We start from the raw sequence: 26,504 nt of genomic DNA, 5'->3' as shown, positions 1-26,504 counted from the left end.
ACTTATGTTACAATGGGAAATCTGTTTTTTAAGCCAGCATTATTGGAGGTTTTACTATGGAAAATTTCACTTATTATAATCCGACAAAGCTGATTTTTGGAAAAGGTCAGCTTGAACAGTTAAGAAAAGAATTAAAACGATACGGCAAGAATGTACTGCTTGTTTACGGGGGCGGCAGCATTAAACGCAACGGCCTTTATGATCAAGTCACAGGCATTTTAAAAGAAGAGGGCGCTGTTATTCATGAGCTGTCAGGTGTTGAGCCGAACCCGCGACTTGCGACAGTGGAAAAAGGCATAGGCCTTTGCAGAGAACATGGCATTGATTTTCTGCTTGCTGTCGGCGGAGGCAGTGTCATTGACTGTACAAAAGCAATTGCAGCGGGCGTCAAATATGACGGCGACGCTTGGGATATTTTCAGCAAAAAAGTAACAGCGGAGGATGCGCTGCCATTTGGCACTGTTTTAACGCTTGCTGCAACAGGCTCTGAAATGAACCCTGATTCCGTGATTACAAACTGGGAAACAAACGAGAAATATGTGTGGGGCAGCAATGTGACTCATCCGCGTTTCTCAATTTTAGATCCTGAAAATACGTTCACGGTTCCTGAAAATCAAACAGTATACGGCATGGTTGACATGATGAGCCATGTATTCGAACAATACTTCCACAATGTTGAAAACACGCCGCTTCAGGATAGAATGTGTTTTGCTGTTTTGCAGACGGTCATCGAAACAGCTCCTAAGCTTCTTGAAGATCTGGAAAACTACGAGCTTCGTGAAACGATTTTGTATGCTGGTACAATCGCTTTAAACGGCACGCTCCAAATGGGCTACTTTGGTGACTGGGCTTCTCATACAATGGAACACGCCGTTTCAGCTGTGTATGATATTCCGCATGCGGGCGGTTTGGCAATACTGTTCCCGAACTGGATGAGATATACGCTTGATACAAACGTAGGCCGCTTCAAAAACCTCATGCTCAACATGTTTGACATTGATACGGAAGGCAAAACAGATAAAGAAATTGCGCTTGAAGGAATCGATAAACTGTCTGCTTTCTGGACAAGCCTTGGCGCGCCTTCCCGTCTTGCTGATTACAATATCGGAGAAGAAAAGCTTGAGCTGATTGCTGATATCGCAGCCAAGGAAATGGAACACGGCGGCTTCGGCAACTTCCAAAAACTGAACAAAGATGACGTGCTTGCCATCCTTCGCGCGTCTCTATAACCCCAAAGGGCGGAATCCAGTCATTCCGCCTTTCTTCTTGACTTGATTTCACAGATAAGTTCATATAAAGTGAAAGATGAAAACATTATACCGTTATGGAGGGACAAGCAATGACGCATGTACGCTTTGACTACTCAAAAGCGTTGACTTTCTTCAACGAACATGAACTTACATACCTGCGGGACTTTGTAAAAACTGCACACCATAATATCCATGAAAAAACAGGCGCGGGCAGCGATTTTCTAGGCTGGGTGGACCTCCCTGAACATTATGATAAAGAAGAATTCGCGCGCATCAAAAAAAGCGCGGAAAAAATCAAATCTGACTCTGATGTATTGCTTGTTGTCGGCATCGGCGGTTCTTACCTTGGGGCGCGGGCAGCGATTGAAGCGCTGAATCACGCGTTTTATAACACTTTGCCAAAAGCAAAACGCGGCAATCCGCAAGTCATTTTTATCGGAAACAACATTAGTTCATCTTATATGAGAGACGTTATGGATCTTCTTGAAGATGTTGACTTCTCTATTAATGTCATTTCTAAATCAGGTACGACAACTGAACCTGCAATCGCTTTCCGTATTTTCCGCAAGCTTCTTGAAGAGAAATACGGTAAAGAAGAAGCGAAAGCGCGGATTTATGCAACAACTGATAAAGAGCGCGGCGCATTAAAAACGCTTTCTAACGAAGAAGGCTTCGAATCATTCGTTATCCCTGACGATGTCGGCGGCCGTTATTCAGTCTTAACAGCTGTAGGCCTCTTGCCGATTGCTGTCAGCGGCGTCAACATTGATGACATGATGAAAGGCGCCTTGGATGCGAGCAAAGATTTTGCAACATCTGAACTGGAAGATAACCCTGCATACCAATATGCGGTTGTTCGCAATGTCCTTTATAACAAGGGCAAAACGATCGAAATGCTCATCAACTACGAACCAGCGCTTCAATATTTTGCGGAATGGTGGAAGCAGCTGTTCGGAGAAAGTGAAGGGAAAGATGAGAAGGGCATTTATCCTTCTTCAGCCAACTATTCAACAGACCTTCATTCTTTAGGCCAGTATGTACAAGAAGGCCGCAGAGATTTATTCGAAACGGTGCTGAACGTAGAGAAACCTAAACATGAACTGACAATCGAGGAAGCGGATAACGATCTTGACGGCTTGAACTATTTAGCTGGTAAAACGGTTGATTTCGTTAACAAGAAAGCATTCCAAGGCACAATGCTTGCCCATACTGACGGAAATGTTCCGAACTTAATCGTTAACATTCCTGAGCTGAATGCATATACTTTTGGATACCTTGTATATTTCTTCGAAAAAGCCTGCGCGATGAGCGGTTACCTCCTTGGCGTCAATCCGTTTGACCAGCCTGGTGTAGAAGCGTACAAAGTCAATATGTTTGCATTGCTTGGCAAACCTGGCTTTGAAGAGAAAAAAGCAGAGCTTGAAAAACGTCTGGAAGATTAATGTGAGAAAGCTGACTGGCAATTGCCGGTCGGCTTTTTATAAAATCAGAAAGGTGCTGATGTTCATGAAACAAGTGGTTAAACATCTCATCATTGCCGGCTTTTCTGCAGCTCTTTTGAGTATCCTTATCTCCTTTAATGCAGTGTATACAGATTTTTCTTCAAGCTTTGGCGGCACGCTGTCACATTTTTTCATCCACGCCTTTCTTCTCACTGGTTTGCCGCTTGCGCTTTTTACCGATGCGGTACATCGGATTTTGCATTTAAAACGAACCCATACTCTTTTCACTAAATTAGGACTCTATGCAACGGTTGTTTATGTGTCTTGGGATTCAGCTGCAGGGCTTGCTGCGGCAATGGCTGTTTACTTCTTAATTGAATGCGCTTTCTTTTTTGTTGGACGCGCGAAAGAAACAACGATTTCCATGTAGGCGCCTCTGAATGAAGTCTTGTTCGGCAGGACAGGATAAGTGAAAAAAGGGGCATTTTGATGATACCGATACCTTCAGCGATAGATGGGCAGTCTTTTCTGCTTCAAGAACTGGAACAAGTGATGAAGCCGCTCGGTTATGTGATAAACGGCGGCTGGGAATACGATCATGGCTACTTTGATTATAAAATTGATGATAGAGACGGCTATTTATTTTTGAGAATTCCTGTCAATGCGGTACAGGGCAGTCTCGATGAACGCGGGGCGGCCGTCCGGATCGGAACGCCGTTTATGCTGAGACAGGTGTTTCAGACGGATGTTGATGATCAAGCCGAGGGAGGGCCTTTCCAATCACTGTTTAATCAATTTTCCGAACCGGAAAGGCGGGACGCGGAAATTGATCCGGCATTTTTGGATATCGGCGCCTCTCTCGTAAAAGAATTGGAGGATGTTCTGCTGCATTAGATGGCAAGGAATTGGTCTGTTTCGAGTACCGTGTATGTAAGAGGAGGGGAAATCATCGGCCCCTCCTCTTTTTGTACACCTATAATTGTTTTGTTGTGATCCAGGAAATAGAGAACGCAGGTTTTGTAAGCCGCTCCCTTTAGTTCGTCAGGAATAGCAAGAAGCTCTACATGCTGGTCAAGCGGCAGCTTAATACCGTTCTGCTGTTTCGGCGGCCGTAATTTGACTTGGTAATGCTGCAGCATCGCCCGGCTGATAAACTCTGATGTTCCGATGATTTGGTTTGCGCCTGCCCGCTCCGCATTGGTGACAAAACGGTCAGTCAAAATCTCGACGATGCAGTAAGCAAGGGGATTAAGCCCTTTAACAGATAAAAGAGTCAGCACTGACAGCATATCAGCATCAGTTTCACTTTTATACTGATCGGCAGTAATCATCACTGATTCCGCTTCAGTAATATTGGCCCGTTTCAGTGTCCCATCATCGGCAGCGTGCCCGCGTATGAAATGGACGTTTTCGATCAGCGGGCCTTCTGTTAAAGATTCATCGATTAGCACGACTGTTTTGGAAGGGGCCGCAAGCTGAAGGTCCTTCAAAAGCCGGTTTGTTTTTTCATTCCACCCGATCAGAATGATGTGGCCCCGGCCTTTGTAAGCAACTTTTCCTTCGATATAGCGGTGCTGTCTGCTGAATGCGGCCGCTGATAACGTTGCGAAATATGCAGTGACAAAGCTTGCGCCGCTCAAAATCAGCAGAATTCCAGCTGCCTGACCCAGCGGCGTGTGCGGCACATAGTCTCCGTAACCGACTGTCGAAACCGTAACGACAGCCCACCAAATGCCTTCAAATACCGAAGTAAACTGCTTCGGCTCAAGTATATAAATGATTTGGCCGAACAAAAGAATCAGACATAAAATAATAACCCCGATTCGGATAAATAACGGCCATCTAAGCCATGAAATAAATATCCGATTTGATTTCATTCTTTTTCTCCTTCTTCAGATACTGAAATGGATAAAATTTGTTTAATGATTGTATTTAATTTCTCATTTAGCTTTTCCTGGCCGTACATATCTCGGGCCTGCTTCATTAACTCGGCTGTATCATCATCAAGCTGAATAAGCGGCTCATCAATTTCTGATTCATTATAAAGCTGAATAAACGCGTCCAATCCTTCGTTCATCCGGTCGATTGCTGTGCTCAGCTGTTCCTTTTCCTCACTCGTCACTTTCATAGCTTCCATCACACCCGTGCTTTTTTCTAACAGTATGTCCCACTTCCGATGATGTTTTTCAAAAAATGAACAAAACATATAAAAACGGATTTCTCCATAAACTAAAACAAAAAGGATGAAAAAGATGACGATCTTTCAAAGAACGATCGTGGTTTTGATCGGTACGCAGCTGGCGGCATCCGCGGTGATTTTGTTTATTTTCGATTTAAACTCATATAATCACTTTTCCGGCAGCTTCTCCTGGCTTCATTTTCTGAAAGAACTGGCCGGCAGTTTCGCCTTTTATTTGTTTTCGGCAGGTCTGTTCTTTTTGCTGATTGGATTGTGTGCCCCGAGCCGGAAGAAAAAGCGCATTTCTGTACACGGGAAAGAAAACTCATTAAAATAATCGTAATAGAGAAATGATCATGGAAAAAGGATGATGAAAAATGCTGTTTATATTTTTAACAATAGCCGCATTGGGATTGTCGTTTTGGGCACAATTTAAAGTGAAGAGCAACTTTGAAAAATATTCAAAAGTGGAAGCCTCAAGCGGACGTACAGGGGCAGAAACAGCAAGACGGATTTTAGATATAAACGGTCTTTACGACGTGCCGGTCGAACCGGTAAGAGGCACTTTAACAGACCATTACGACCCGACAAGACGGGTGGTGCGTTTATCTGAGCCGGTCTATTACGGCCGCTCAATTTCCGCCATATCCGTAGCTTCCCATGAAGTCGGACATGCCTTGCAGCATCAGGAGTCATATGGTGCGCTTGTGATAAGACATAAAATCTTCCCAGTCGTGAATTTTGCATCCGGTGTAGCTCCTTTGCTTTTCTTAGGAGGCATGCTTCTCGGAAGCTTGAATTTGATCGGGCTTGGCATCATATTATTTTCAACCGCTGTCTTTTTCCAGCTGATTACATTGCCTGTCGAATTCAATGCAAGCTCACGCGCGAAGCAGATTATTGTGTCAGAAGGATTCATCCGAAACAATGAAGAAAATGGGGTAAATAAAGTGCTGAGCGCTGCTGCCTTAACGTATGTGGCCGCGGCCCTGGTTTCCCTGTTTGAACTGCTTCGTTTTGTGATGATCTTCTTAAACGGTCGTGATGAGAATTAACGTTAAGGAGGTGGCCCCTTACCATTTATGGTAAGGGCTTTTTTTGCTTATTTTACAATTGATCGCCATTTTTGTTTTGATTGGCATTACGGCTGTTTTCGTTGCAGCGGAATTTGCGATCGTCAAAATCAGAGGTTCAAAAATCAATCAGCTCATCGAAAGCGGTGACAGCCGGGCGCTGGCCGCACATAAAATCATCTCCAATCTTGACGAGTATTTATCAGCCTGCCAGCTCGGGATTACGATTACAGCACTCGGCCTTGGATGGTTAGGTGAACCTACATTTGAACGTTTTCTTCATCCCTTATTTACAATGACAGGCATGCCGGAACCGTTTAATCACATTGTCACATTTGTAGTTGCATTTATTATCGTCACTTTTTTGCATGTGGTGATGGGGGAGCTTGCCCCGAAAACGGTTTCTATTCAAAAAGCTGAAGCTGTAAGCTTATGGATTGCAAAGCCGCTCATCTGGTTTTATAAAATCACGTACCCGTTTATTAAGGCATTAAACGGCTCTGCAAGCTTTCTTGTGAAGTTGTTTGGCTTTCATTCAGTAAAGGAGCATGAGGTTGTCATCAGCGAAGAGGAACTAAGGCTGATCCTTTCAGAAAGCTATGAAAAGGGAGAAATCAATCAGTCTGAATTCCGCTATGTAAATAAAATTTTTGAATTCGACAACCGGGTAGCGAGAGAGATTATGATTCCGCGGACGGAAATTGCCGTCATCTCTCTTGAGCAGTCGCTTGAAGAGGCGATTCATCACATCATTAATGAACGATATACACGCTACCCTGTCATCAAAGATGACAAGGATCATATTTTAGGGATCATCAACAGCAAAGATATGTTTAAAGCTTATTTTCTCGGCCAGCCGATAAAGCTGGAGCAAATCATGAGGCCCGTTATCAGGGTCATTGAAAGCATTCCTGTTCAGCAGCTGTTAATCCGCATGCAGAAGGAGCGGATTCACATGGCGATTCTCGTGGATGAATATGGGGGAACGGCGGGGCTTGTCACTGTCGAGGATATTATCGAGGAAATCGTCGGGGAAATTCGCGATGAGTATGATCAGGATGAAACACCGCACATCCTGAAAAAGGGCGAACACCATTATGTGATGGATGGAAAGGCGTTAATAGACGAAGTAAATGACCTGCTCGACATTGCGATTGAAAATGAAGAGATTGATACGATTGCAGGCTGGCTCTTAACGCAAAAAATGGAGCTGAAAGCAGGAGACGTCATACACGCGGAAGGCTGTGAATTTACAATCCTCGACGCCGAAGATCATCACATCCGTTTTGTCGAAATAAAAAAAACCGATTTTTGATAAAAAACAGCCGGGAACGAACGGCTGTTTTTTGTGTGATCAAGTCATTTCTTAAAAAGCAATGCTGTGAAGCCTTTTTTCTACATAGGATATATAAGACCGGTACACTGGGAAGGAGTGGCTGTATGAAAAAGGCTTGGTGGAAGGAAGCGGTTGTTTACCAAATTTATCCCCGCAGTTTTAAAGATTCAAATGGCGACGGAATCGGGGATATTCAAGGAATCAGATCTAAACTTTCTTACATAAAAGAGCTGGGCGCTGACGTCCTTTGGATTTGCCCCCTGTATGATTCACCGAATGCCGATAATGGCTATGATATTAGAGATTATCAAAACATATTAAGCGATTTTGGCACCATGACAGATTTTGACGAGCTTCTTGGTGACATTCATGATCTGGGCATGAAGCTGATTATGGATCTCGTTGTGAACCATACAAGCGACGAACATCCATGGTTCATAGAATCCCGTTCATCTATACACTCGGAAAAGCGCGACTGGTATATTTGGAAAGACGGCAAAAACGGAAAAGCACCGAACAATTGGGAAAGCATTTTCGGCGGGCCGGCTTGGGAGTATGATCAAAAGACAGGCCAGTACTATCTTCACCTTTTTGATAAAAAACAGCCTGATTTGAATTGGGAAAATGAAAAGGTGAGGAATGCCGTTTATAACATGATCAATTGGTGGCTTGATAAAGGAATTGACGGATTTCGGGTGGATGCCATTACGCATATTAAGAAAAAAGAAGGGCTTCCCGACATGCCGAATCCAAAGGGACTGGACTATGTTCCTTCCTTTCCTTATCATATGAATGCTGACGGCATTATGGATTTGTTAACAGAGCTGAAGGAAAACACATTTTCCCGCTATCCGATTATGACGGTCGGCGAGGCAAACGGCGTCTCTGCAAAGGAAGCTGCTGATTGGGCTGGAGAAAAAAACGGCATATTCAACATGATTTTTCAATTTGAGCATCTTGGCCTGTGGGATGTAGAGATCGATGAAAGCATTGATATTGCCTCATTTAAACGAATTTTAACTGACTGGCAGGACAGTCTTGAAGGAATTGGCTGGAATGCTTTGTTTATGGAGAATCACGACCAGCCCCGTTCAGTTTCTGTCTGGGGAGACGACGGAGTGTACCTGAAAGAAAGTGCAAAAGCGCTGGCTGCTGTTTATTTTCTTATGAAAGGCACGCCGTTTATTTATCAAGGACAGGAACTCGGAATGACGAACGTGGCATTTCCGTCTATTGAGGACTATGATGATGTCGCAATGAAACGCCTCTATGAAACAAAAATAGCGAAAGGCGCATCACACGAGGACGCGATGAAGGTTGTCTGGAAAAAGGGAAGAGACAATTCACGAACGCCTATGCAATGGAACGCAGATCCATACGCCGGATTTTCTGAGGCCAAGCCGTGGATCGGAGTCAATGAGAATTACAAATGGCTGAATGCTGAGGCGCAAAAAAACGATAATACATCCGTTTACCATTTTTACAAAAGCTTGATCAAGCTGCGCCAAACATATGATGTTTTTATCAACGGGACATACGAGCTCATTTTACCGGAAGATCAGCAAATCTTTGCATATCTTCGAAAAAACGAGAGCCACACTGCACTGATTGCAGCCAATCTGACTAGAACACCGGCGTTATTCAAGCACTCTGGATTGCCATTGTCATCAGATGCCCTTGTCTTGTCAAATATTGAAACAGAGCCGCATAAGCATATGACATCAATACTCTTAAAGCCGTATGAGGCAAGAATATATCTATGGCGCTAAACTCCAGCCTTAGACTGGAGTTTTTTGTTTTATCAGGTTTATGAGAGCGGTTTAACAGGAAAAAAAGAACACAGAACGAATTAAGCAAATAGAGCGGACAAACGAAAGGAGAAACAAATGCTGAAAACACTGCAAATCAAGACTTCCAAACGAGATGAAATGATTGATATCACCCGTGAGGTGGATGCGTTTCTTCAAGAAACAGGTGTAACGAGCGGCGCAGCGCTGATTTACTGTCCACATACGACGGCGGGCATTACAATTAATGAAAATGCCGACCCGGACGTCAAAAAAGATATGCTCAGAAGGTTTGATGAGGTATATCCGTGGGAACATGAGCTGGACCGCCACATGGAGGGCAATACAGCTGCACACATGAAGTCGAGTACGGTCGGCGCTTCACAGCATGTCATTGTGGAAAACGGCCGGCTCATTCTTGGAACGTGGCAGGGCATTTATTTCTGCGAATTTGATGGCCCTCGCACCCGGACATGTTATATCAAAATCATGGGGTAGCAGGTTGTTTTTTATGACGAAACATTTTCGCTGACATAAGCGCCGTAAGCCGGCGGGCTCGTCTCACGTAATGAAGGCGCGCTTGACATTCGAATATCTCAGTCCCGGCATCTCAAAAAACAAATCCAGTTTTAGATTTAAAAAATTGAAGGGAGCAGACACGGATGCTTTACGGGCCTGCTGACGTGAAGACACTGTTTTGCGAATGTAACTTGATAAAACTGAGGTGACAGATATGAACATTCTTCAATACTCTTATAAAAAAAGAGGGAAAATTGAGTTTGTATTTGAAGGCTGGCCTCACTCAAAAGTTACAATGGCTCCAATCAAAGGCTACTATTTTGTCCGCTTTATCAAATGGAGCAGCCTAGATCCAATCGTGACAAGAAATGACCTTGAAAAAATGGAGTGGGCTGCGAACCAATATTTAGGCACAGCCCCTTTCTATCGAAAACGGAAGGCATTTGAAACCCATCGTCCCGAAAATAGGCGATGGGGCTTTTTAGCGGACGATGCGGAAAAGAGACGGAACATCCAGTCTGGTCGCCTGAGACAGAAGATAGGCTGACTGTAAGGCTCCTCTTCTCCTAAATGAATTCAGCTTATCAATAATTTGCTGTCCGTTTAAGATTCCAAGACCATGGGCAAAATATTTATCCTCCCCCAGTAAAATCACATTTTCGCCTCTCCATTGGGCTTTTTGTGGATCAAATTCAGGATTCTTAAAATACAAACAATCACCAAGGAAAAAATGATGTCCTGTTTCTGTATATATCGGCAGTTTCTCATAATGCCAATCATATAAAATAATTCTGTCAAAGCTGGCATCGAATTTGTCTTCCCCGATTGTATCGATTAAGGCCAAGTAATAAATAACAACGATTGCGGTTGCGCATTCAAACGCGTAAAAAGGGCCGTTCTCTGCAATGTCCCGAATCGCTTTTGAAGGCGGCATTCTGTATTTCAGCTCCAAGGCGCCCTCTGGTGAAACCCTCCAATACGCTGTATTCCCGTATGTTTTCAAAAAAGTGGCAAACTTTGCCCCGCTTTTGTGCAGCGTCTTTGCCGCTGCGACAATATTCATCCGCAGTTTCAGCTCAAACATCAGTTCAGCAATTGAATGATAATCAAACTGAACAGGCGTCTCAATCATCTCTTTTAAGAGCGGATTCAGATTTTGATCAATCTGCCAATTTTCAATATCCTGGGGACGGAGCAATTGTCCTGATACAATAATCATGTTTAGCCCCCCTTGTTTTTTATAAGATATGCAAAAGGCTTGGGCAATGAAAGCTAAAAAGACTGAAGACTGGCAAAAAGAACTTCTTCCATTTTTTATTTTAAAACTTTTTTAAGCAGCCGATATATACTGTATCAAACCTGAAGGAGCAAGTGACATGAAGACTTTTATCAATTGGCTGAAGAAACCGTCTATTTCAAAGAAATTAATCGTCTCATTTATTGCGATTCTCATTATCCCTATTCTTATATTAGAATTTAGTTCTTATCGAAGCGCCAGCGGAAAGCTGGATGAGGAAATGATGGGGAATGCGAAAAACAGTGTCGATACATTTAATACAACCGTTACAAATGATCTGGGAGAAAAAGCGAAAGCAGTTACCTTTTTCAGTGAATCTCTTAAAAGATCCGCATTCAAAGGAAAATCGAATCAAGAAGAGATCAAAGCTAAATTTTCACAATACGTATCTATTAATCAGGGCGTAGCCAGAATTTATGGAGGCGCAGATAACGGCACTTACGTACAAGCGCCAAAAGAGACATTGCCGGACGGATACGACCCTAGACAACGCCCTTGGTACCAGGATGCGATGAAGGCCGGCGGTGAAATTGTCGTGACAGATCCTTACGTGGCTGCGAGTGACGGAAGCATGGTCATTACCATTGCACAAGAGCTGAAGGACGGATCAGGCGTTGTCGCCATGGATATTACCATTGATAAATTGTTAGAACAGATGAAACAAATCAAGGTCGGAAAAGAAGGCTATGCTTTCATTGCAACAAAAAACAAAACCTACGTCGCACACAAGAACCATAAGGCTGGAGAAAAGCTGTCAGGCGACTGGGTAGCCAAAATGTATGCGAATGACAGCGGTGAGCTCAAGTACACTCTGAATAACGAAGATAAAAAGCTGACCTATACTACAAATGAACTGACTGGTTGGAAAATAGCCGGCACTATGTATATGGATGAAATTAAGGATGCCTCAAAGTCTGTGCTGGTAACGGGCATGATCGTGCTGATTGCCTCCATTGTGGCAGGCGGGATTTTAATTCTGTTTATTGTTCGTTCGATTACAAAACCGTTAAAACGTCTTGTTCAATCATCGAAAACGATCAGCAGAGGGGATCTGACCGAAACGATCGAAATTCATTCAAAGGATGAGCTAGGGGAGCTAGGAGAAAGCTTCAACGAAATGGGACATTCCCTCCGCTCTCTAATCAGCGCAATTCAGGACTCGGTGAACAATGTGGCCGCATCTTCCGAACAGCTTACCGCATCTGCCGGACAGACGAGTAAAGCCACCGAGCATATTACGATGGCGATTGAGCAGTTCTCAAACGGAAACGAAGAGCAAAGCGAAAAGGTTGAATCCAGCTCTCATCAGTTGAACTTAATGAATGAAGGACTCCAGCAAGTCTCGCAAACATCGTCAGATATTACAAAGGCGTCTATCCAATCAACGGAAATCGCCGGAACAGGTGAAAAGTTTGTGCAGCAGACAGTCGGCCAAATGAACTCGATTAATCAATCTGTTCAGCAGGCTGAAGCTGTAGTCAAAGGCTTAGAAGGAAAATCAAAAGACATTACAAGCATTTTGAGAGTCATCAACGGCATCGCTGACCAAACAAATTTGCTTGCACTAAACGCGGCTATTGAAGCGGCGCGTGCCGGAGAGTCAGGCCGCGGTTTCTCTGTCGTAGCGGAGGAAGTGCGCAAGCTGGCTGTTCAATCAGCCGATTCAGCAAAAGAAATCGAAAAGCTGATCCAAGAAATCGTCGCAGAGATTGAAACCTCCCTTCACATGTTTAAAGAGGTTAATCAAGAAGTGCAATCCGGACTTGTTGTCACAGACAATACAAAAGAAAGCTTCAAGAGCATTTTCAGCATGACAAACGAAATCGCGGGCAAGCTGCAGACGATGAATTCCACCGTCGAGCAGCTGTCAGGCCGTTCACAGCACGTTTCAGCAGCAGTCAGCGGCATTGCAGACGTGTCGAAAGAAAGCTCGGCAAGCATCCAGGACATTGCCGCATCAGCTGAGGAACAGCTTGCTTCCATGGAAGAAATCAGTTCCTCAGCGACCACTCTTGCGCAGATGGCAGAAGAGCTTCGCGATCTGACGAAACAATTTAAAATTGAGTAAAGCCGAAAAACAGCGCTGATGAAGGCGCTGTTTTTTTATATGGGAAACATTAACAAAGTCCTAGTTTATTCGGTGAGTTTTGAACTATTTTTCATTTTTACCTCTATTTCCAATGTAATTTAAAGGAATTTATGTCGATATAATTTGTAAATTATTGAAAGAAGGTTCAAAAGGAAATGAAAAAAACACTTACCACTATTCGCAGATCATCAATTGCAAGGAGACTTATCATTTCTTTCATGCTGATCTTAATTGTCCCGATAACCGCCCTTTCGGTAAGCGCTTATCAATCAGCAGTTTCCTCACTTGATGTACAGATGACGCAAAGCGCCAAGGAAAATGTTCAAATATTAGATCACATTATTGATGATAAAATCAGAACGACTGAAAAGAGCCTCGCGTATTTTAGCGATTGGGCGACGGCAGATAAGTTTCAGGATAAAAAGAAAACAGAGCTGAAACAGGAATTTAAACAATTTATCCAAATGAATGATAATGTCGCTGCGGTATTTTCCAGCAGCAAAGACGGGGAATTCACACGTTATCCGTACGCTGACATGCCAAGTGACTTTAATGCTTTGGAAAGAGATTGGTACAAAGAAGCAATGGCCAATAAAGGCAAAACAATTGTCACTGAGCCTTATGAATCGATTTCATCAGGAAAAATGGTCGTCACCATCGCCCGTCAAACAGTGGATGGATCAGGCGTTGTCGCCATTGATATGAAAATTGATGACTTAGTCACTACCGCGAAAGGAATCAATATCGGAAAAGAAGGCTATGCTTTTATTTTGAACCAAAACAAGAAAGTCATCGCCTACTCCGGAGAAAAAGCGGGAACAGAGCTAAAAGGGGACTGGGTTGATAAGCTCTACAAGGATAAAAGCGGGGACTTTGAATATACGTACAAAGGCAAAAAGAAAAAAATGGCATTTGCAACAAGCGAAACAACAGGCTGGAAAATCAGCGGCACGATGTATGCAAACGAGATTCACGATGCTGCAAGCAGGGTTCTGATCATGGCTTCAATCGTTCTGGCGATTGCTATCGGAGCTGGAATGACGGCGATTTATTTTGTGATTCGATCCATCACAAAGCCATTGAGACGCATTGTCGCATCCGCTGAAAAAATTAGTGAAGGTGATCTAACCGAAACGATTGAAATCAATTCAAAAGATGAACTCGGCGTTCTGAGCGAGAGCTTCAATCATATGGCACACTCGCTTCGCTCGCTCATTCACGGAATCAAAGACTCAGTAGAACACGTTGCCTCATCGTCCGAAGAGCTGACTGCATCGGCAGACCAGACAAGCAAAGCCACTGAGCACATTACGATGGCTATCGAGCAATTTTCAAACGGGAGCGAAAGCCAAAGCGAGAAAATAGAAACGACAACTGAACAAATTAATGAAATGAATGACGGATTGGCAGAGCTGGCGCGGGCGGCCGCAGTGATTACAGAGACATCAGCAGATTCAACCGAAGTGTCAAGTAAAGGGGAGACACTCGTCCAGAAAACAGCCGGCCAAATGAACACAATTGACCATTCTGTAAAAGCAGCGGAACAAGTGGTGAAAGGGCTGGAGATCAAATCAAAGGATATCACAAATATTTTGCGTGTTATCAACGGTATTGCGGATCAAACCAATCTTTTGGCCTTAAATGCCGCTATTGAAGCTGCCAGAGCGGGTGAATATGGCCGGGGCTTCTCAGTCGTCGCTGAGGAAGTGAGAAAGCTCGCGGTACAGTCGGCTGACTCGGCAAAAGAAATTGAATCGCTGATCAGTGAAATAGTAAAAGAAGTCCACACATCATTGAACGTGCTTCAGTCCGTAAACAAAGAAGTTGAAACAGGGCTTGTCATGACGGACGAAACAAAGCAGAGCTTCAAACATATCTCGCAAATGACCAATCAGATTGCTTCCGAGCTGCAAAACATGAATGCGACGGTTGAGGAGCTGTCGGCGGGAGCACAAGAAATTTCCGCAGCTTCAAATGATATCACAGCCATTTCTAAGGCAAGCTCGGACGGTATCCAAGATATCGCCGCTTCAGCTGAGGAACAGCTGGCATCCATGGAGGAGATCAGCTCATCAGCACTGACGCTTGAAAGAATGTCTGAAGAACTCCGTGATCTGACAAAACGATTTAAGGTAGATGCAGATAAAGAATAGGTCTAAAAGACTATCTATTTATGGGAAATTAGTTACTTTTGTTGAATTTCTTCTTTTTTGCTGTATATATTTACCCATTTCCAGCCGATATGAAGGGTAGCATAAAAAAGGAGAAATGAATGATGAAAAAAATACTCCAACTCATAAAACAAAGATCAATTACACGGAAGCTTCTCGTTTCCTTTCTGTCGATCCTCATCATACCGGTTGTCATATTGGCGATCTTTGCGTATCAATCGGCTAGCAGCTCGCTCGACAGACAGATGATGGGGAGCGCATTAGAAAATGTACAGCAATTAAACGAAATCATTAACACCAGCATCGGCGAAAAAGAAAACAGCGCTGCTTACTTCAGCGAATGGCTGACAAAAGAGAGATATAAAGCAAAAAGCAATGCAAGCATTGAAGAGAAATTCTCACAATATATCAGCATTAATAAAGATGTAGAGTCCATTTATACTAGTGACGAAAACGGGCGATTTACCCGTTACCCGGATCTCCCGATGCCGAGCGGCTACAATCCGGTTGAACGCGACTGGTACAAAAAAGCGGTTGCGAATAAAGGAAAAGTCGTTGTGACAGATCCTTATAAAACCGCGTCTACAAATACGATGGTTGTGACAATCGCCCAGCAGACAAAAGATGGTTCAGGCGTTATCGCAATCAACATGACCATTGAAAATCTGTTGAAAACAACCAAAAAAGTCAACATCGGCACACAAGGCTATGCATTTATCATGACGAAGGACAAAAAAGTTGTCGCTCATCCAAATGAAAAATCAGGAACTGAATTAAAAGGCGACTGGCTTGATAAGATGCTGAATGCTGATAAAGGCGATTTTCAATACACCATGGACGGCGATAAGAAAAAAATGGCCTTTGATACAAACAAGTTAACGGGATGGAAGATCGGCGGCACCATGTATTTAGACGAAATCCACGAGGCGGCCCAGCCTGTTCTTCACCTTGCTTTAATTGTCTTGGCCGCAGCTATTATCATAGGAATTATCGTCATGACTTTGATCATTCGGTCGATTACAACACCGCTGAAACAGCTTGTCGGTTCCTCTAAGCGGATCAGCGAGGGAGATTTGACAGAAACCATTGATATTCGTTCAAAAGATGAATTGGGCGAGCTCGGCAAAAGCTTTAACAATATGGCGTCGTCACTTCGTTCTCTCATACACGCCATCCAGGATTCGGTAGACAATGTTGCTGCTTCCTCTGAGGAGCTGACCGCATCAGCTGCGCAAACGAGCAAGGCAACAGAGCATATTACATTGGCGATTGAACAATTTTCTAACGGCAATGAAAAACAAAACGAAAATATTGAAACGGCAGCAGAGCATATTTATCAAATGAATGACGGGTTGACGAATATGGCTCAAGCTTCTGAAGTCATCACAGATTCATCTGTTCAATCGACAGAAATTGCAAGTGAAGGCGGCAAGCTTGTTCACCAAACCGTCGGCCAAATGAACGTCATTGACAAGTCCGTTAAAGAAGCGGAGCAAGTTGTACGCGGATTGGAAACGAAATCGAAAGACATTACAAACATTTTGCGTGTGATTAACGGCATCGCAGACCAGACAAACCTGCTTGCTTTAAATGCGGCAATTGAAGCAGCCCGTGCAGGCGAGTACGGCCGAGGCTTCTCTGTTGTAGCGGAAGAAGTAAGAAAACTGGCAGTACAGTCAGCAGATTCAGCAAAAGAGATTGAAGGATTAATCATCGAAATTGTGAAGGAAATTAATACATCTCTCGGCATGTTCCAGTCTGTCAATCAAGAGGTGCAGACAGGACTTGATATCACAGATAAAACAGAAATGAGCTTTAAGCGCATTTCTGAAATGACGAACCAAATCGCCGGCGAACTGCAAAATATGAGTGCGACGGTTCAGCAGCTTTCTGCCAGCTCCGAGGAAGTATCGGGAGCGTCTGAGCATATTGCATCGATTTCCAAAGAAAGCTCAGCACATATTCAAGATATCGCTGCGTCAGCTGAAGAGCAGCTTGCTTCCATGGAAGAAATCAGCTCGTCTGCAGAAACCCTTTCGTCTATGGCGGAAGAGCTTCGCGATATGACTAACCGATTCAAAATCGAATAATAAGCCTTAACACCCAAGCATGTTGCGCTTGGGTGTTTTTTTTAGTTTTTTTATTAAACCTTTTATCCTAGTTGACGATATTAGATTTAGCTTAAAGGAGGAGTCAACAGGAATGGGAAAATTCATACAATGGATCAAACAGCCATCGATCAGCAAACCGCTAATCGCTGCGTTTCTGGCAGTGCTTATTTTGCCGGTTGGGGTTCTAGCATATTTCAGTTATCAATCAGCTTGGAACGCACTGGACAGGGAACTAACCAATAGTGCAGTGGGAAACGTTGAAGAACTCAATAGCACCCTGCAAAACAAATTGAATAATAAAGTGAAAGCAATAGATTATTATAGTGAGACAATCGATAAAGACCTATTGCTAGGCAAAAACAAAACCTTACTGAAAGAGAAATTTAAGCAGTACACGACACTTAACGACGATGTAGGCGCGATCTATGCTGCTTCAGAAGATAAGAAGCTTTACAAATATCCGGACAGCGGTGTTCCGAAAGGCTTCGATCCGACAGGACGTGACTGGTACAAACAGGCCGTTGCGGAAAAAGGACAGGCTGTTTTCTCAGAACCGTATACTGATGAAGCAACAGGGAATACCGTTGTCACAATTTCAAAACAATTACAAGACGGGTCAGGGGTTATAGCGCTTGATTTAAACCTGGATGAGGTGCTTACTGCATCACAGAGAATCAAAATCGGTAAAGAAGGCTATGCATTTATTACGACAGGCAACAAAAAATATATCGCCCATCCGACGATTAAGCCTGGGACAGCCGGCTCCGGCGATTGGACAAACCAAGTATATTCCAAAAATGACGGCTCCTTTGAATATACATTCGAAGGCAAAGAAAAGAAAATGGCCTTTACGACAAATAAATTAACTGGCTGGAAAATCGCGGGCACTTATTTTGTCAGTGAATTGCAAGATGCTTCAAGCCCGGTGCTGAACACTGCGATTATCATTCTATGCGTGTCTATTGTAATCGGCGGCATACTCATACTCTATATTATTCGTGCCATCACCAAGCCATTAAGAAAACTTGTCTCGACGTCTGCAAAAATCAGCAGCGGTGATCTCACAGAAATCATTGATATTCATTCGAAAAACGAGTTTGGCCAGCTTGGCGAGAGCTTTAATGAAATGTCTGCATCATTGCGTTCTGTAATCGGCGTTATTCAAACGTCTGTCGAAAACGTCGCCTCATCTTCTGAGGAACTGACGGCAAGCGCGGCCCAAACGAGTAAGGCAACTGAACATATTACACTCGCCATCGAACAGTTCTCAGATGGCAACGAGGCGCAAAGCGAGAAACTGGAAACGAGCTCAAACCACCTTTCTCAAATGAATCACGGGATTTCAAAAGTGGCACAAGCCTCTTCAACCATTACGAAATCATCGATTCAGTCCTCTGAGGCAGCGGGCAGCGGCGAGAAACTGGTGGAACACACAGTCGGCCAAATGAAAACAATCGACCAATCGGTTCAACAAGCGGAAGCGGTTGTGAAGGGCCTTGAAACAAAATCGCAAGACATCAACAGCATCTTGAATGTGATTAATGGCATCGCTGATCAAACCAACCTGCTGGCATTAAATGCTGCGATTGAGGCGGCAAGAGCGGGAGAATACGGAAGAGGCTTCTCAGTAGTTGCGGAAGAGGTCAGAAAACTTGCCGTGCAATCAGCAGACTCCGCCAAGGAAATTGAAGGATTAATCCAAGAGATTGTCAGAGAAATCAGCACTTCCCTTTCGATGTTCCAATCTGTGAATCATGAAGTGAAGGAAGGCTTGCAGATTACTGACAAAACAGCGGAAAGCTTTAAACAGATCTATGAAATGACAACCCAAATTTCCGGCGAATTGCAAAACTTGAACGCGACGGTTGAACAACTATCAGCCGGATCACATGAAGTGTCAAGTGCTGTTGAAGACATTTCTGCAGTGGCGAAAGAAAGCTCAGCAGGCATTCAGGATATCGCAGCTTCGGCGGAAGAACAGCTTGCGTCCATGGAAGAAATCAGCTCTTCAGCGGAAACGTTGGCAAACATGGCGGAAGAACTTCAGGACATTACGAAAAAATTTAAAATTGAATCATAATGAAACGAGAAAGCGGCATATTCTGCTGCTTTCTTTTTTTTAATGAAAACAAAAATAAACAAAAATAATTCAAAAACAAACGAAGATCATATATAATGAAAACGGATACAAATAAAAGGGTATGGAGGAATATCAAATATGGTGAAGCATATATGGGATTCAGACCGAGCTGCAAAGCTGCCTAAAGGTGTAGAGGAATTGGTGTACAGGTCCAATCTGATCGGATCAGACCGCACTGTTTGCAACTGGGGCGGGGGGAATACATCTATGAAAACAATGGAAAAGGATTTTAGAGGCCGTGAAATAGAAGTCATGTGGGTAAAAGGAAGCGGTTCAGATTTGGCAACAATGAAAGCGCATAACTTTACCGGTTTGAAATTAGATGATATCCGCCCGCTGATTGAAAGGGACAAAATGTCAGATGAAGAAATGGTAGATTACCTGTCTCATTGTATGATTGACAGCAAACATCCCCGCCCTTCAATTGAAACACTATTACACGCTTTTCTGCCATACAAGCATGTTGACCATACCCATCCAGATGCGATTATCAGCATATGCTGCGCAGATAATGGAAAACAGGTCGCTGAAGACATTTACGGAAACCGGTTTGTATGGGTGCCATACGTCCGCCCTGGATTTGCTTTGTCTAAAATAATCGCTGAAGGCGTAGCGAACAACCCTCACGCCGAGCTTGTGTTAATGGAGAAACATGGCTTAGTCACTTGGGGAGAGACGTCTGAAACATGTTATCAAAAAACGATATCCATCATTCAAGAAGCCGAGCAGTATATTAACGACCGTATCAATCAGCATGAGGTATTCGGAGGCAAAAGATATCAGCCGCTGCCGGAAGATCACAGAAAACAAATATTGGCTGAGATCATGCCTGTGATCAGAGGAACTGTAAGTAAAGAAAAGAAACAGATCCTTTCCTATGATGATCATGACGACGTCTTGGAATTTGTAAACAGTGTTCAAGCGCCAGCACTTTCGCAAATCGGTGCGGCATGCCCGGATCACCTTGTTCACACAAAAAGGGTTCCGCTGTACATTGATTGGAATCCGGAAACTCAAGATGTTCACAAGCTTGCGGATCTGATCAAGTCAGGAGTCGAGCGCTTTACGTCAGAGTATCAGGCTTACTTTACACGCAATCAGCAGGATGGGGATCAAATCTTTGAATCCGCTCCGCGGGTGATATTGATTCCTGGAATCGGAATGGTGAATACAGGAAAAAGCTATACCATGTCTAAAGTAAGCGGGGCCTTATATCGGAGGGCCATCGCCGTTATGAAAGGAGCAACAGCTCTGGGGCAATTTGTTTCTTTAAATGAAAATGAATCCTACCATGTCGAATATTGGCCGCTCGAACTATATAAACTTACGCTTGCCCCGCCGGAAGCAGAATTTTCCCGTAAAGTAGCGCTGATAACCGGAGGGGCTGGCGGAATCGGCAGTGCAGCATGCCGCCGATTTGCAGCTGAGGGAGGGCACGTAATCGCAGCTGATCTGAATATAGAAGGTGCACAGAAAATTGCCGGGGAAATAAACGATGCGTACGGAGAAGGGCGTGCAATGGCTATCAAAATGGATGTGACAAAGGAAAAAGACGTACAGTCAGCTTTTGAACAAGCGGCACTTGCTTACGGCGGCATTGATATCGTCATCAATAATGCCGGGCTGGCCACATCAAGCCCATTTGACGAAACAAGTCTAAAAGAATGGAATCTTAATATGAATGTTTTAGGAACAGGCTATTTCCTTGTAGCCCGTGAAGCGTTTAAACAGATGAAACAGCAAAATAGAGGCGGAAGCATGGTATTTGTCGGATCGAAAAATTCGGTTTATGCGGGGAAAAACGCCTCTGCCTACAGCTCGGTTAAGGCGCTTGAAACCCATTTAGCAAGATGCATTGCTGCAGAAGGCGGAGAATTCGGCATTAGGGTCAACTCCGTTTTGCCGGACGCGGTTCTTCAAGGATCGGCAATCTGGGGTTCAAGCTGGCGCGAGGAACGAGCCGCGGCGTACGGGATTGAACCGGATCAGCTGGAAGAACATTACCGGAAACGGACTGCATTGCTCGTCAATATTTACCCGGAGGATATTGCCGAAGCCATTGCATTCTTCGCTTCTTCCAAAGCCGAAAAAACAACGGGCTGCATGATCACGGTAGACGGCGGCGTCCCTGCTGCTTTTACGCGTTAGATATATGCTATGATAAAAATATAAGACGGACTACGATATGAGGAAGGGCGTTACTGATGCTAGTAGCAGAACGGCAGCAAAAAATAGTGGAAATAGTGAATACGCGTTCAAGCATCCGCGTTGCCGAATTAAGTGACATATTTTCAGTCACAGAGGAAACCATTCGGCGTGATCTTGAGAAGCTTGAAAAAGAACATAAACTGAGCCGGAGTCATGGAGGAGCGATCAGTATTCAGCAGAAGGAATCAGAAATTCATTTTTCTGAACGGGAAATCACAAATGTCATCGAAAAAAAAGCCATCGCTCACGAGGCGGCCAAATTTGTCAAAAGCGGAGACCGAATTATTCTCGATGCAAGCACAACCGCCTGGTACATGGCGAAAATACTCCCTGACATTGAACTCACCGTGATTACAAACTCCATGAAAGCAGCCATTGAACTCAGCAATAAAAAAAGTATATCAGTCATTTCAACAGGCGGCATTTTGCTGGAAAAATCATTATCATTTGCCGGCCCGTTAGCAGAGCGTTCACTTGAAACCTATCATGTCAATAAAACCTTTTTGTCATGTAAGGGATTTGATATAAACAACGGGATGAGTGACTCAAATGAGTGGCAGGCGCTGCTCAAAAAACGGATGATTGAAAGATCGGACCAGACCATTTTGATGGCCGATTCAAGCAAATGGGGGAACCGCGAGTTTTCACATATCGCCTCGCTGCAAGATGTCAGCCGCGTTATTACAGATTCTGGACTTGATCCAGCATCGGTAAAAGCTCTTGAGGACAAAAAGGTGAAAGTGACAGCTGTTCCTCTTCCGAAGAGAGGGTGAAAGAATGATTTATACTGCCATTGATATAGGCGCATCAAGCGGGAGAATCATGGTAGGTGAACTAAAGGAAGGGAAGCTTGACATACAAGAGATTCACAGATTTGCTAACGGTTTTAGTCAAAGAGAAGAGCATTGCTTTTGGGATATTGATCATCTGCTGAAACAAATCCTGCAAGGACTGCAAAAAGTAAAAACGCTTGGATATGAACACTGCACCGTTGGCATCGATACATGGGCAGTTGATTACGTCTTTCTGGATGAAAAAGGAAATCGGTTGCGCGAAGCAATATCCTATCGTGATAGAAGAACAGATCATACAATAGACAAACTGGAGCATACCCTCTCGAAGGCTAAAATTTATCAAAAAACAGGAATACAATTTCAGCCTTTCAACACGATCTATCAATTGTATGAAGAAGACCGTGAGCTGCTGAAAAAGACAGATAAAATTGTGATGGTTCCTGATTATTTAGGCTATTGTTTAACCGGAAAAGCTGTAACAGAAATCACGAATGCGTCCACAACACAGCTTTTAAACGTCTCAACGGGAAAGTTTGATCCTGAATTGCTTGAAGCCGTGTCTGTTTACGAACAGCAATTTGCCCCGTTGACTGAACCGGGGTATGAGCTCGGGAAGCTAAGAAATGACTGGTTCCCGGATTATGATCTCCCGGCGTGCAAGGTGATGACAGTCGCAACACATGATACGGCCTCGGCCGTCATCGCGGCGCCTGGTGTAAGTGATGGCTGGGCGTATATCAGCAGCGGAACATGGTCGTTAATCGGTGTTGAAAACAAAACACCGATAATAACTGATCTGGCTTTGAAAAACAACTATACAAATGAACGCGGCGCAAACAACACCATTCGCTTTCTCAAAAACATTATCGGCATGTGGGTGATACAAGAAGTAAGACAGCAGTTACAAGCAGATTACTCTTTCCAGCAGCTTGCAGAAGAAGCCGAAAAAACAGAACCATTCCAGCAATTTATAAACTTAAATGATAAACGCTTCCTCAATCCAGAAAACATGATAATGGAAATACAGCATTATTGCAGAGAAACCCGCCAAAAGATTCCCCGCGCTGCAGGCGAACTTGCCTGCTGCATCTACAGCAATTTAGCCATCATCTATGCGATAGCCATCAAAGAACTCGAAACGATCACAGAAAAAACGATCGATCAGTTTCATATCATCGGCGGCGGAGCCCGGAACGATTTCTTAAATCAATTAACGGCAGACATGAGCGGAAAAGCGGTATACGCAGGACCAGTAGAGGCAACCGCCATAGGAAATCTGCTGATGCAAATGATTGCTGCCAAAGAAGTCAAAGACATAAAAGAAGCCCGGCAAGTCGTCAGAAATTCCTTTCCGATCAAAGTGTTTACACCCAAAGACATTGACAGAAGCACGATCATTCAGTCATTTCAGCAAACTGTTTTGAAAGCGCTATCTAAATAAGGAAGAGGTGACAAAGCTTGAAAAGAAAAGCCAGTATCATGTTTGTCCATCAAGACAAGTACGAAGAATACAAGCAGCGGCATGATGACATTTGGCCTGAGATGGCAGAAGCACTCAAAGCTCATGGAGCCCACCATTATTCCATTTTTCTAGATGAGGAAACAGGCCGGCTTTTTGCATATTTAGAAATAGAGGATGAAGGGAAATGGAGAAAGATGGCGGACACGGAAGTTTGCCGGAGATGGTGGAAAACGATGGCGCCCTTAATGAAAACAAATTCGGATTTCAGTCCTGTTTCGATAGATCTAAAGGAAGTTTTTTATTTGGATTAAAAAAACTGAAATAAGGGAGAGAGCTGCATGACCATAAAAGCCAATTATGACAGTGCAAAACAGGCATATGAAAAATGGGGAATTGATGTTGAAGAGGCGCTTCGGCAATTAAAGCAAGTGCCCATTTCAATCCACTGCTGGCAGGGGGACGACATTGAGGGCTTTGAAGTAAATAAGAGCGAGCTTTCAGGCGGAATTGATGTGACCGGCAATTATCCCGGAAAAGCGCAAACGCCTGAAGAATTAAGAAGAGATTTGGAGAAGGCTCTTTCTCTCATTCCCGGAAAGCACCGTGTGAACCTGCATGCGATTTACGCAGAAACTAACGGGGAAGAGACAGAACGTGACGAATTGAAGCCGCAGCATTTTGAAAACTGGGTAAAATGGGCAAAAGATTTAGGGCTAGGTTTAGATTTCAATCCGACCTTGTTTTCGCATGAGAAAGCGGCTGATGGACTCACCCTTTCACACCCCGATCCGGATATCAGAGAATTTTGGATCAGGCATTGCATCGCGTGCCGCCGTATCGGAGAATACTTCGGCACAGAATTAGGCACCCCTTGCTTGACGAATATTTGGATTCCCGACGGCTATAAGGATGTCCCGAGTGACAGGCTGACACCGCGTAAAAGATTAAAAGAATCACTGGATCAGATTTTCGCAGAAGAGATCAGTGAACAACACAATCTCGATTCAGTTGAAAGCAAGCTGTTCGGGCTTGGTTCTGAATCATATGTTGTCGGATCTCATGAATTTTATTTTGCTTATGCTTTGACGAATCATAAGCTTTGTTTACTTGATACAGGCCATTTTCATCCGACTGAGACGGTATCAAACAAGGTCTCGTCCATGCTGCTTTTTACAGACAAGCTTGCTTTGCACGTATCTCGGCCAGTTCGCTGGGACAGCGACCATGTAGTGGTTTTGGATGATGAATTGAGAGAAATCGCTCTTGAAATTGTACGTAATCAGGCTCTTGAGAAGGTCGCTATCGGCCTGGATTTTTTCGATGCCAGCATTAACCGTGTAGCGGCTTGGACCATCGGAACGAGAAATATGATCAAAGCTTTATTGTATGCCTTGCTCCTCCCGACCGGCTATTTAAAACAATTGCAGGAAGAGGGCCGCTATACAGAAAGGCTGGCCCTGATGGAGGAATTCAAAACATATCCTTTCGGAGCCATCTGGGATTCCTACTGTGAACAAATGGGCGTGCCGGTAAAAGAGGCATGGCTGCATGACATCAAAGAGTATGAACAAGAGGTGCTTTTAAAAAGGAAGGCGTCTTCTCCGATTGCCTAATAAAAAATCCGCCGCGTCATTTGTACGCGGGCGGATTTTTTTAAGCATGATCAGCAGGGTACACAATCCCCATTTGCTTTCTTGCTTCTTCCATAATTTTCGCAGTGGTCAAAGACCGTTCAAATGTATTTTCTTCCGATTCCTGCTTATTCTCTTTTATGAGCGTGACAAATTCTTCTGCTTCGTAGAACATCGCCGGTTTAGGGTCAGGGATCGCAATGTTTTCAAGGCGGCCGTCGCGGTAGCGGATTTCAACACGTTCAGGCCGGTGAATCGTATCAATTACAATCGTTCCGTCTTCACCCTGGATTTCCGCCGGGGCATAGGAAGTAGAGATTTTAGAATGCATCAGAACAGCTTCGAACCCATCGTAAGACAGAATGACAGTTCCCTCTCCGTCCACTCCGGAAGATAAAGCATATCCGTTTGCTTTTACATCCTTTGGCTCGCCAAACAGCACAACAGCCGGATAAATACAATAGACGCCAATATCCATTAATGACCCATTGGAAAGCTCAGGCTGAAACGCATTCAAAATAGTTCCGTTTCTGAACGCGTCATACCGTGAGGAGTATTGACAGTAGCTTGCGGTAAATCTGCGGACAGTGCCGATTTTATGCAGGTGTTTTTTCAGCTCTTTGAAATTCGGCAGGAAAGTGGTCTTCATCGCTTCCATGAGGACAACGCCGTTTGCCTTAGCCGCTGAGATCATCTCTTCTGTTTCTCTTATATTCGAAGCAAACGGCTTCTCACAAAGCACATGCTTGCCATGGTTCATAAAGAGTACGGCTTGTTCCTTGTGAAGAGCGTTCGGGCTGGCTATGTATACGGCATCAAAGCAATCGCTCTCCGCCATTTCCTGAAGGTCTGAGAAGGTATGCGCAGCGTTGTGTTTAGCAGCAAACTCAGCAGCGCGTTCAGCCGATCTTGAATAAACAGCAGTCAGCTGAAAATCTTCTATATCCGCTGCTGACTCAAGAAAGCGGTCTGTAATCCAGTTGGTTCCTATTATTGCAAAACGTATCACTCGTAT

The 26,504-nt window shown here is 44.0% G+C and carries 22 protein-coding genes and 2 pseudogenes; 20 read left to right on the top strand and 4 right to left on the bottom strand.

What is annotated here, in order from left to right; translation table 11 throughout:
* The first annotated feature begins 56 nt into the window (after positions 1–56).
* The 4 genes from C1T29_RS18330 to C1T29_RS18315 all read left to right on the top strand — a co-directional run bounded on the left by C1T29_RS18330 (position 57) and on the right by C1T29_RS18315 (position 3,586).
* Positions 57–1,229, top strand: a complete 1,173-nt coding sequence (locus C1T29_RS18330) for an iron-containing alcohol dehydrogenase (RefSeq protein ID WP_095431793.1) — start codon at positions 57–59, stop codon at positions 1,227–1,229.
* A 110-nt stretch (positions 1,230–1,339) separates the two neighbouring features.
* On the top strand, positions 1,340–2,692 hold the full coding sequence (locus C1T29_RS18325) for a glucose-6-phosphate isomerase (protein WP_003243401.1): 1,353 nt from the start codon (positions 1,340–1,342) through the stop codon (positions 2,690–2,692).
* A 58-nt stretch (positions 2,693–2,750) separates the two neighbouring features.
* Positions 2,751–3,122, top strand: a complete 372-nt coding sequence (locus tag C1T29_RS18320; RefSeq protein ID WP_095432019.1) for a hypothetical protein — start codon at positions 2,751–2,753, stop codon at positions 3,120–3,122.
* Between the two features lie 59 nt (positions 3,123–3,181).
* A complete protein-coding gene (locus C1T29_RS18315) occupies positions 3,182–3,586 on the top strand; it encodes a YugN-like family protein (RefSeq protein WP_069150206.1) in 405 nt (134 codons plus the stop codon).
* On the opposite strand, the gene kbfO is transcribed toward C1T29_RS18315, so the two are convergent.
* Both kbfO and mstX read right to left on the bottom strand, forming a co-directional pair.
* Entirely contained in the window at positions 3,583–4,569 is a 987-nt protein-coding gene (gene kbfO, locus C1T29_RS18310) for a potassium channel protein KbfO (protein WP_095431792.1), read from the bottom strand. The two genes, C1T29_RS18315 and kbfO, sit on opposite strands and share 4 nt — an antisense overlap.
* Positions 4,566–4,898, bottom strand: a complete 333-nt coding sequence (mstX, locus tag C1T29_RS18305) for a biofilm formation protein MstX (RefSeq protein WP_014665158.1) — start codon at positions 4,896–4,898, stop codon at positions 4,566–4,568. The genes kbfO and mstX overlap by 4 nt, the downstream gene beginning before the upstream one ends.
* A 46-nt stretch (positions 4,899–4,944) precedes the next feature.
* Here mstX and C1T29_RS18300 point away from each other — a divergent pair, with 46 nt between their 5' ends.
* From C1T29_RS18300 to C1T29_RS18270, 7 genes and pseudogenes are all read left to right on the top strand, one after another.
* Entirely contained in the window at positions 4,945–5,208 is a 264-nt protein-coding gene (locus C1T29_RS18300; RefSeq protein WP_015483620.1) for a YuzI family membrane protein, read from the top strand.
* A gap of 40 nt (positions 5,209–5,248) precedes the next feature.
* Entirely contained in the window at positions 5,249–5,926 is a 678-nt protein-coding gene (locus tag C1T29_RS18295) for a zinc metallopeptidase (RefSeq protein WP_103750147.1), read from the top strand.
* Positions 5,927–5,969: 43 nt separating this feature from the next.
* Complete coding sequence (locus C1T29_RS18290) at positions 5,970–7,259, top strand: hemolysin family protein (RefSeq protein ID WP_069840226.1); 1,290 nt, start codon at positions 5,970–5,972, stop codon at positions 7,257–7,259.
* A 125-nt stretch (positions 7,260–7,384) separates the two neighbouring features.
* Positions 7,385–9,049 carry a glycoside hydrolase family 13 protein gene (locus C1T29_RS18285; RefSeq protein ID WP_103750146.1) on the top strand — a complete coding sequence of 555 codons (1,665 nt, stop codon included), beginning with the start codon at positions 7,385–7,387 and terminating at the stop codon, positions 9,047–9,049.
* 24 nt (positions 9,050–9,073) lie between these two features.
* A pseudogene (locus tag C1T29_RS18280) lies at positions 9,074–9,207 on the top strand (hypothetical protein).
* The gene (locus C1T29_RS18275; protein ID WP_014665154.1) at positions 9,167–9,565 is read left to right on the top strand and encodes a secondary thiamine-phosphate synthase enzyme YjbQ; all 399 of its coding nucleotides are present in this window, start codon (positions 9,167–9,169) and stop codon (positions 9,563–9,565) included. The pseudogene C1T29_RS18280 and the gene C1T29_RS18275 overlap by 41 nt, the downstream one beginning before the upstream one ends.
* 235 nt (positions 9,566–9,800) lie before the next feature.
* Positions 9,801–10,037: pseudogene (locus tag C1T29_RS18270) on the top strand (hypothetical protein); the annotation flags it as partial.
* A gap of 30 nt (positions 10,038–10,067) precedes the next feature.
* On the opposite strand, the gene C1T29_RS18265 reads toward C1T29_RS18270, so the two are convergent.
* Positions 10,068–10,805: a protein-glutamine gamma-glutamyltransferase gene (locus C1T29_RS18265; protein WP_014665152.1), complete on the bottom strand. Its 738-nt coding sequence runs from the start codon at positions 10,803–10,805 to the stop codon at positions 10,068–10,070.
* Between the two features lie 157 nt (positions 10,806–10,962).
* Here C1T29_RS18265 and mcpB point away from each other — a divergent pair, with 157 nt between their 5' ends.
* The 9 genes from mcpB (at position 10,963) to rhaA (ending at position 25,471) form a co-directional block, all read left to right on the top strand.
* Positions 10,963–12,951, top strand: coding sequence for a methyl-accepting chemotaxis protein McpB (gene mcpB / locus C1T29_RS18260; protein ID WP_103750145.1), 1,989 nt, complete (start codon positions 10,963–10,965; stop codon positions 12,949–12,951).
* Between the two features lie 176 nt (positions 12,952–13,127).
* Positions 13,128–15,125 (top strand): methyl-accepting chemotaxis protein TlpA, encoded by a 1,998-nt coding sequence (gene tlpA, locus C1T29_RS18255; RefSeq protein WP_103750144.1) that lies wholly within the window; start codon positions 13,128–13,130, stop codon positions 15,123–15,125.
* A 122-nt stretch (positions 15,126–15,247) separates the two neighbouring features.
* Positions 15,248–17,233 carry a methyl-accepting chemotaxis protein gene (gene mcpA / locus C1T29_RS18250; RefSeq protein WP_041521412.1) on the top strand — a complete coding sequence of 662 codons (1,986 nt, stop codon included), beginning with the start codon at positions 15,248–15,250 and terminating at the stop codon, positions 17,231–17,233.
* 112 nt (positions 17,234–17,345) lie between these two features.
* Positions 17,346–19,334: a methyl-accepting chemotaxis protein gene (gene tlpB, locus C1T29_RS18245; protein WP_103750143.1), complete on the top strand. Its 1,989-nt coding sequence runs from the start codon at positions 17,346–17,348 to the stop codon at positions 19,332–19,334.
* A gap of 138 nt (positions 19,335–19,472) precedes the next feature.
* Positions 19,473–21,542: a bifunctional aldolase/short-chain dehydrogenase gene (locus tag C1T29_RS18240; protein WP_103750142.1), complete on the top strand. Its 2,070-nt coding sequence runs from the start codon at positions 19,473–19,475 to the stop codon at positions 21,540–21,542.
* A 56-nt stretch (positions 21,543–21,598) separates the two neighbouring features.
* On the top strand, positions 21,599–22,375 hold the full coding sequence (gene rhaR / locus C1T29_RS18235; protein WP_103750141.1) for a rhamnose catabolism operon transcriptional regulator RhaR: 777 nt from the start codon (positions 21,599–21,601) through the stop codon (positions 22,373–22,375).
* 4 nt (positions 22,376–22,379) lie between these two features.
* Positions 22,380–23,837, top strand: coding sequence for a rhamnulokinase (rhaB, locus tag C1T29_RS18230; protein WP_103750140.1), 1,458 nt, complete (start codon positions 22,380–22,382; stop codon positions 23,835–23,837).
* A gap of 17 nt (positions 23,838–23,854) precedes the next feature.
* Positions 23,855–24,169, top strand: coding sequence for an L-rhamnose mutarotase (gene rhaM / locus C1T29_RS18225; RefSeq protein WP_041521411.1), 315 nt, complete (start codon positions 23,855–23,857; stop codon positions 24,167–24,169).
* A 27-nt stretch (positions 24,170–24,196) separates the two neighbouring features.
* Complete coding sequence (rhaA, locus tag C1T29_RS18220; protein ID WP_103750139.1) at positions 24,197–25,471, top strand: L-rhamnose isomerase; 1,275 nt, start codon at positions 24,197–24,199, stop codon at positions 25,469–25,471.
* 40 nt (positions 25,472–25,511) lie between these two features.
* Here rhaA and iolU read toward each other — a convergent pair whose 3' ends face one another.
* Complete coding sequence (iolU, locus tag C1T29_RS18215) at positions 25,512–26,498, bottom strand: scyllo-inositol 2-dehydrogenase (RefSeq protein ID WP_103750138.1); 987 nt, start codon at positions 26,496–26,498, stop codon at positions 25,512–25,514.
* Positions 26,499–26,504 lie beyond the last annotated feature (6 nt).

It is taken from the genome of Bacillus sp. MBGLi79, from assembly GCF_002953915.1.
This window is presented reverse-complemented; position numbering and strand designations above follow the sequence as displayed.

What these genes read in the sequence shown, in the direction of transcription:
- C1T29_RS18330 (WP_095431793.1), top strand. Translation starts at nt 57, where the DNA reads ATGGAAAATTTCACTTATTATAATCCGACAAAGCTGATTTTTGGAAAA.
- C1T29_RS18325 (WP_003243401.1), top strand. Translation starts at nt 1,340, where the DNA reads ATGACGCATGTACGCTTTGACTACTCAAAAGCGTTGACTTTCTTCAAC.
- C1T29_RS18320 (WP_095432019.1), top strand. Translation starts at nt 2,751, where the DNA reads ATGTTCATGAAACAAGTGGTTAAACATCTCATCATTGCCGGCTTTTCT.
- C1T29_RS18315 (WP_069150206.1), top strand. Translation starts at nt 3,182, where the DNA reads ATGATACCGATACCTTCAGCGATAGATGGGCAGTCTTTTCTGCTTCAA.
- kbfO (WP_095431792.1), bottom strand. Translation starts at nt 4,569, where the DNA reads ATGAAATCAAATCGGATATTTATTTCATGGCTTAGATGGCCGTTATTT.
- mstX (WP_014665158.1), bottom strand. Translation starts at nt 4,898, where the DNA reads ATGTTTTGTTCATTTTTTGAAAAACATCATCGGAAGTGGGACATACTG.
- C1T29_RS18300 (WP_015483620.1), top strand. Translation starts at nt 4,945, where the DNA reads ATGACGATCTTTCAAAGAACGATCGTGGTTTTGATCGGTACGCAGCTG.
- C1T29_RS18295 (WP_103750147.1), top strand. Translation starts at nt 5,249, where the DNA reads ATGCTGTTTATATTTTTAACAATAGCCGCATTGGGATTGTCGTTTTGG.
- C1T29_RS18285 (WP_103750146.1), top strand. Translation starts at nt 7,385, where the DNA reads ATGAAAAAGGCTTGGTGGAAGGAAGCGGTTGTTTACCAAATTTATCCC.
- C1T29_RS18275 (WP_014665154.1), top strand. Translation starts at nt 9,167, where the DNA reads ATGCTGAAAACACTGCAAATCAAGACTTCCAAACGAGATGAAATGATT.
- C1T29_RS18265 (WP_014665152.1), bottom strand. Translation starts at nt 10,805, where the DNA reads ATGATTATTGTATCAGGACAATTGCTCCGTCCCCAGGATATTGAAAAT.
- mcpB (WP_103750145.1), top strand. Translation starts at nt 10,963, where the DNA reads ATGAAGACTTTTATCAATTGGCTGAAGAAACCGTCTATTTCAAAGAAA.
- tlpA (WP_103750144.1), top strand. Translation starts at nt 13,128, where the DNA reads ATGAAAAAAACACTTACCACTATTCGCAGATCATCAATTGCAAGGAGA.
- mcpA (WP_041521412.1), top strand. Translation starts at nt 15,248, where the DNA reads ATGAAAAAAATACTCCAACTCATAAAACAAAGATCAATTACACGGAAG.
- tlpB (WP_103750143.1), top strand. Translation starts at nt 17,346, where the DNA reads ATGGGAAAATTCATACAATGGATCAAACAGCCATCGATCAGCAAACCG.
- C1T29_RS18240 (WP_103750142.1), top strand. Translation starts at nt 19,473, where the DNA reads ATGGTGAAGCATATATGGGATTCAGACCGAGCTGCAAAGCTGCCTAAA.
- rhaR (WP_103750141.1), top strand. Translation starts at nt 21,599, where the DNA reads ATGCTAGTAGCAGAACGGCAGCAAAAAATAGTGGAAATAGTGAATACG.
- rhaB (WP_103750140.1), top strand. Translation starts at nt 22,380, where the DNA reads ATGATTTATACTGCCATTGATATAGGCGCATCAAGCGGGAGAATCATG.
- rhaA (WP_103750139.1), top strand. Translation starts at nt 24,197, where the DNA reads ATGACCATAAAAGCCAATTATGACAGTGCAAAACAGGCATATGAAAAA.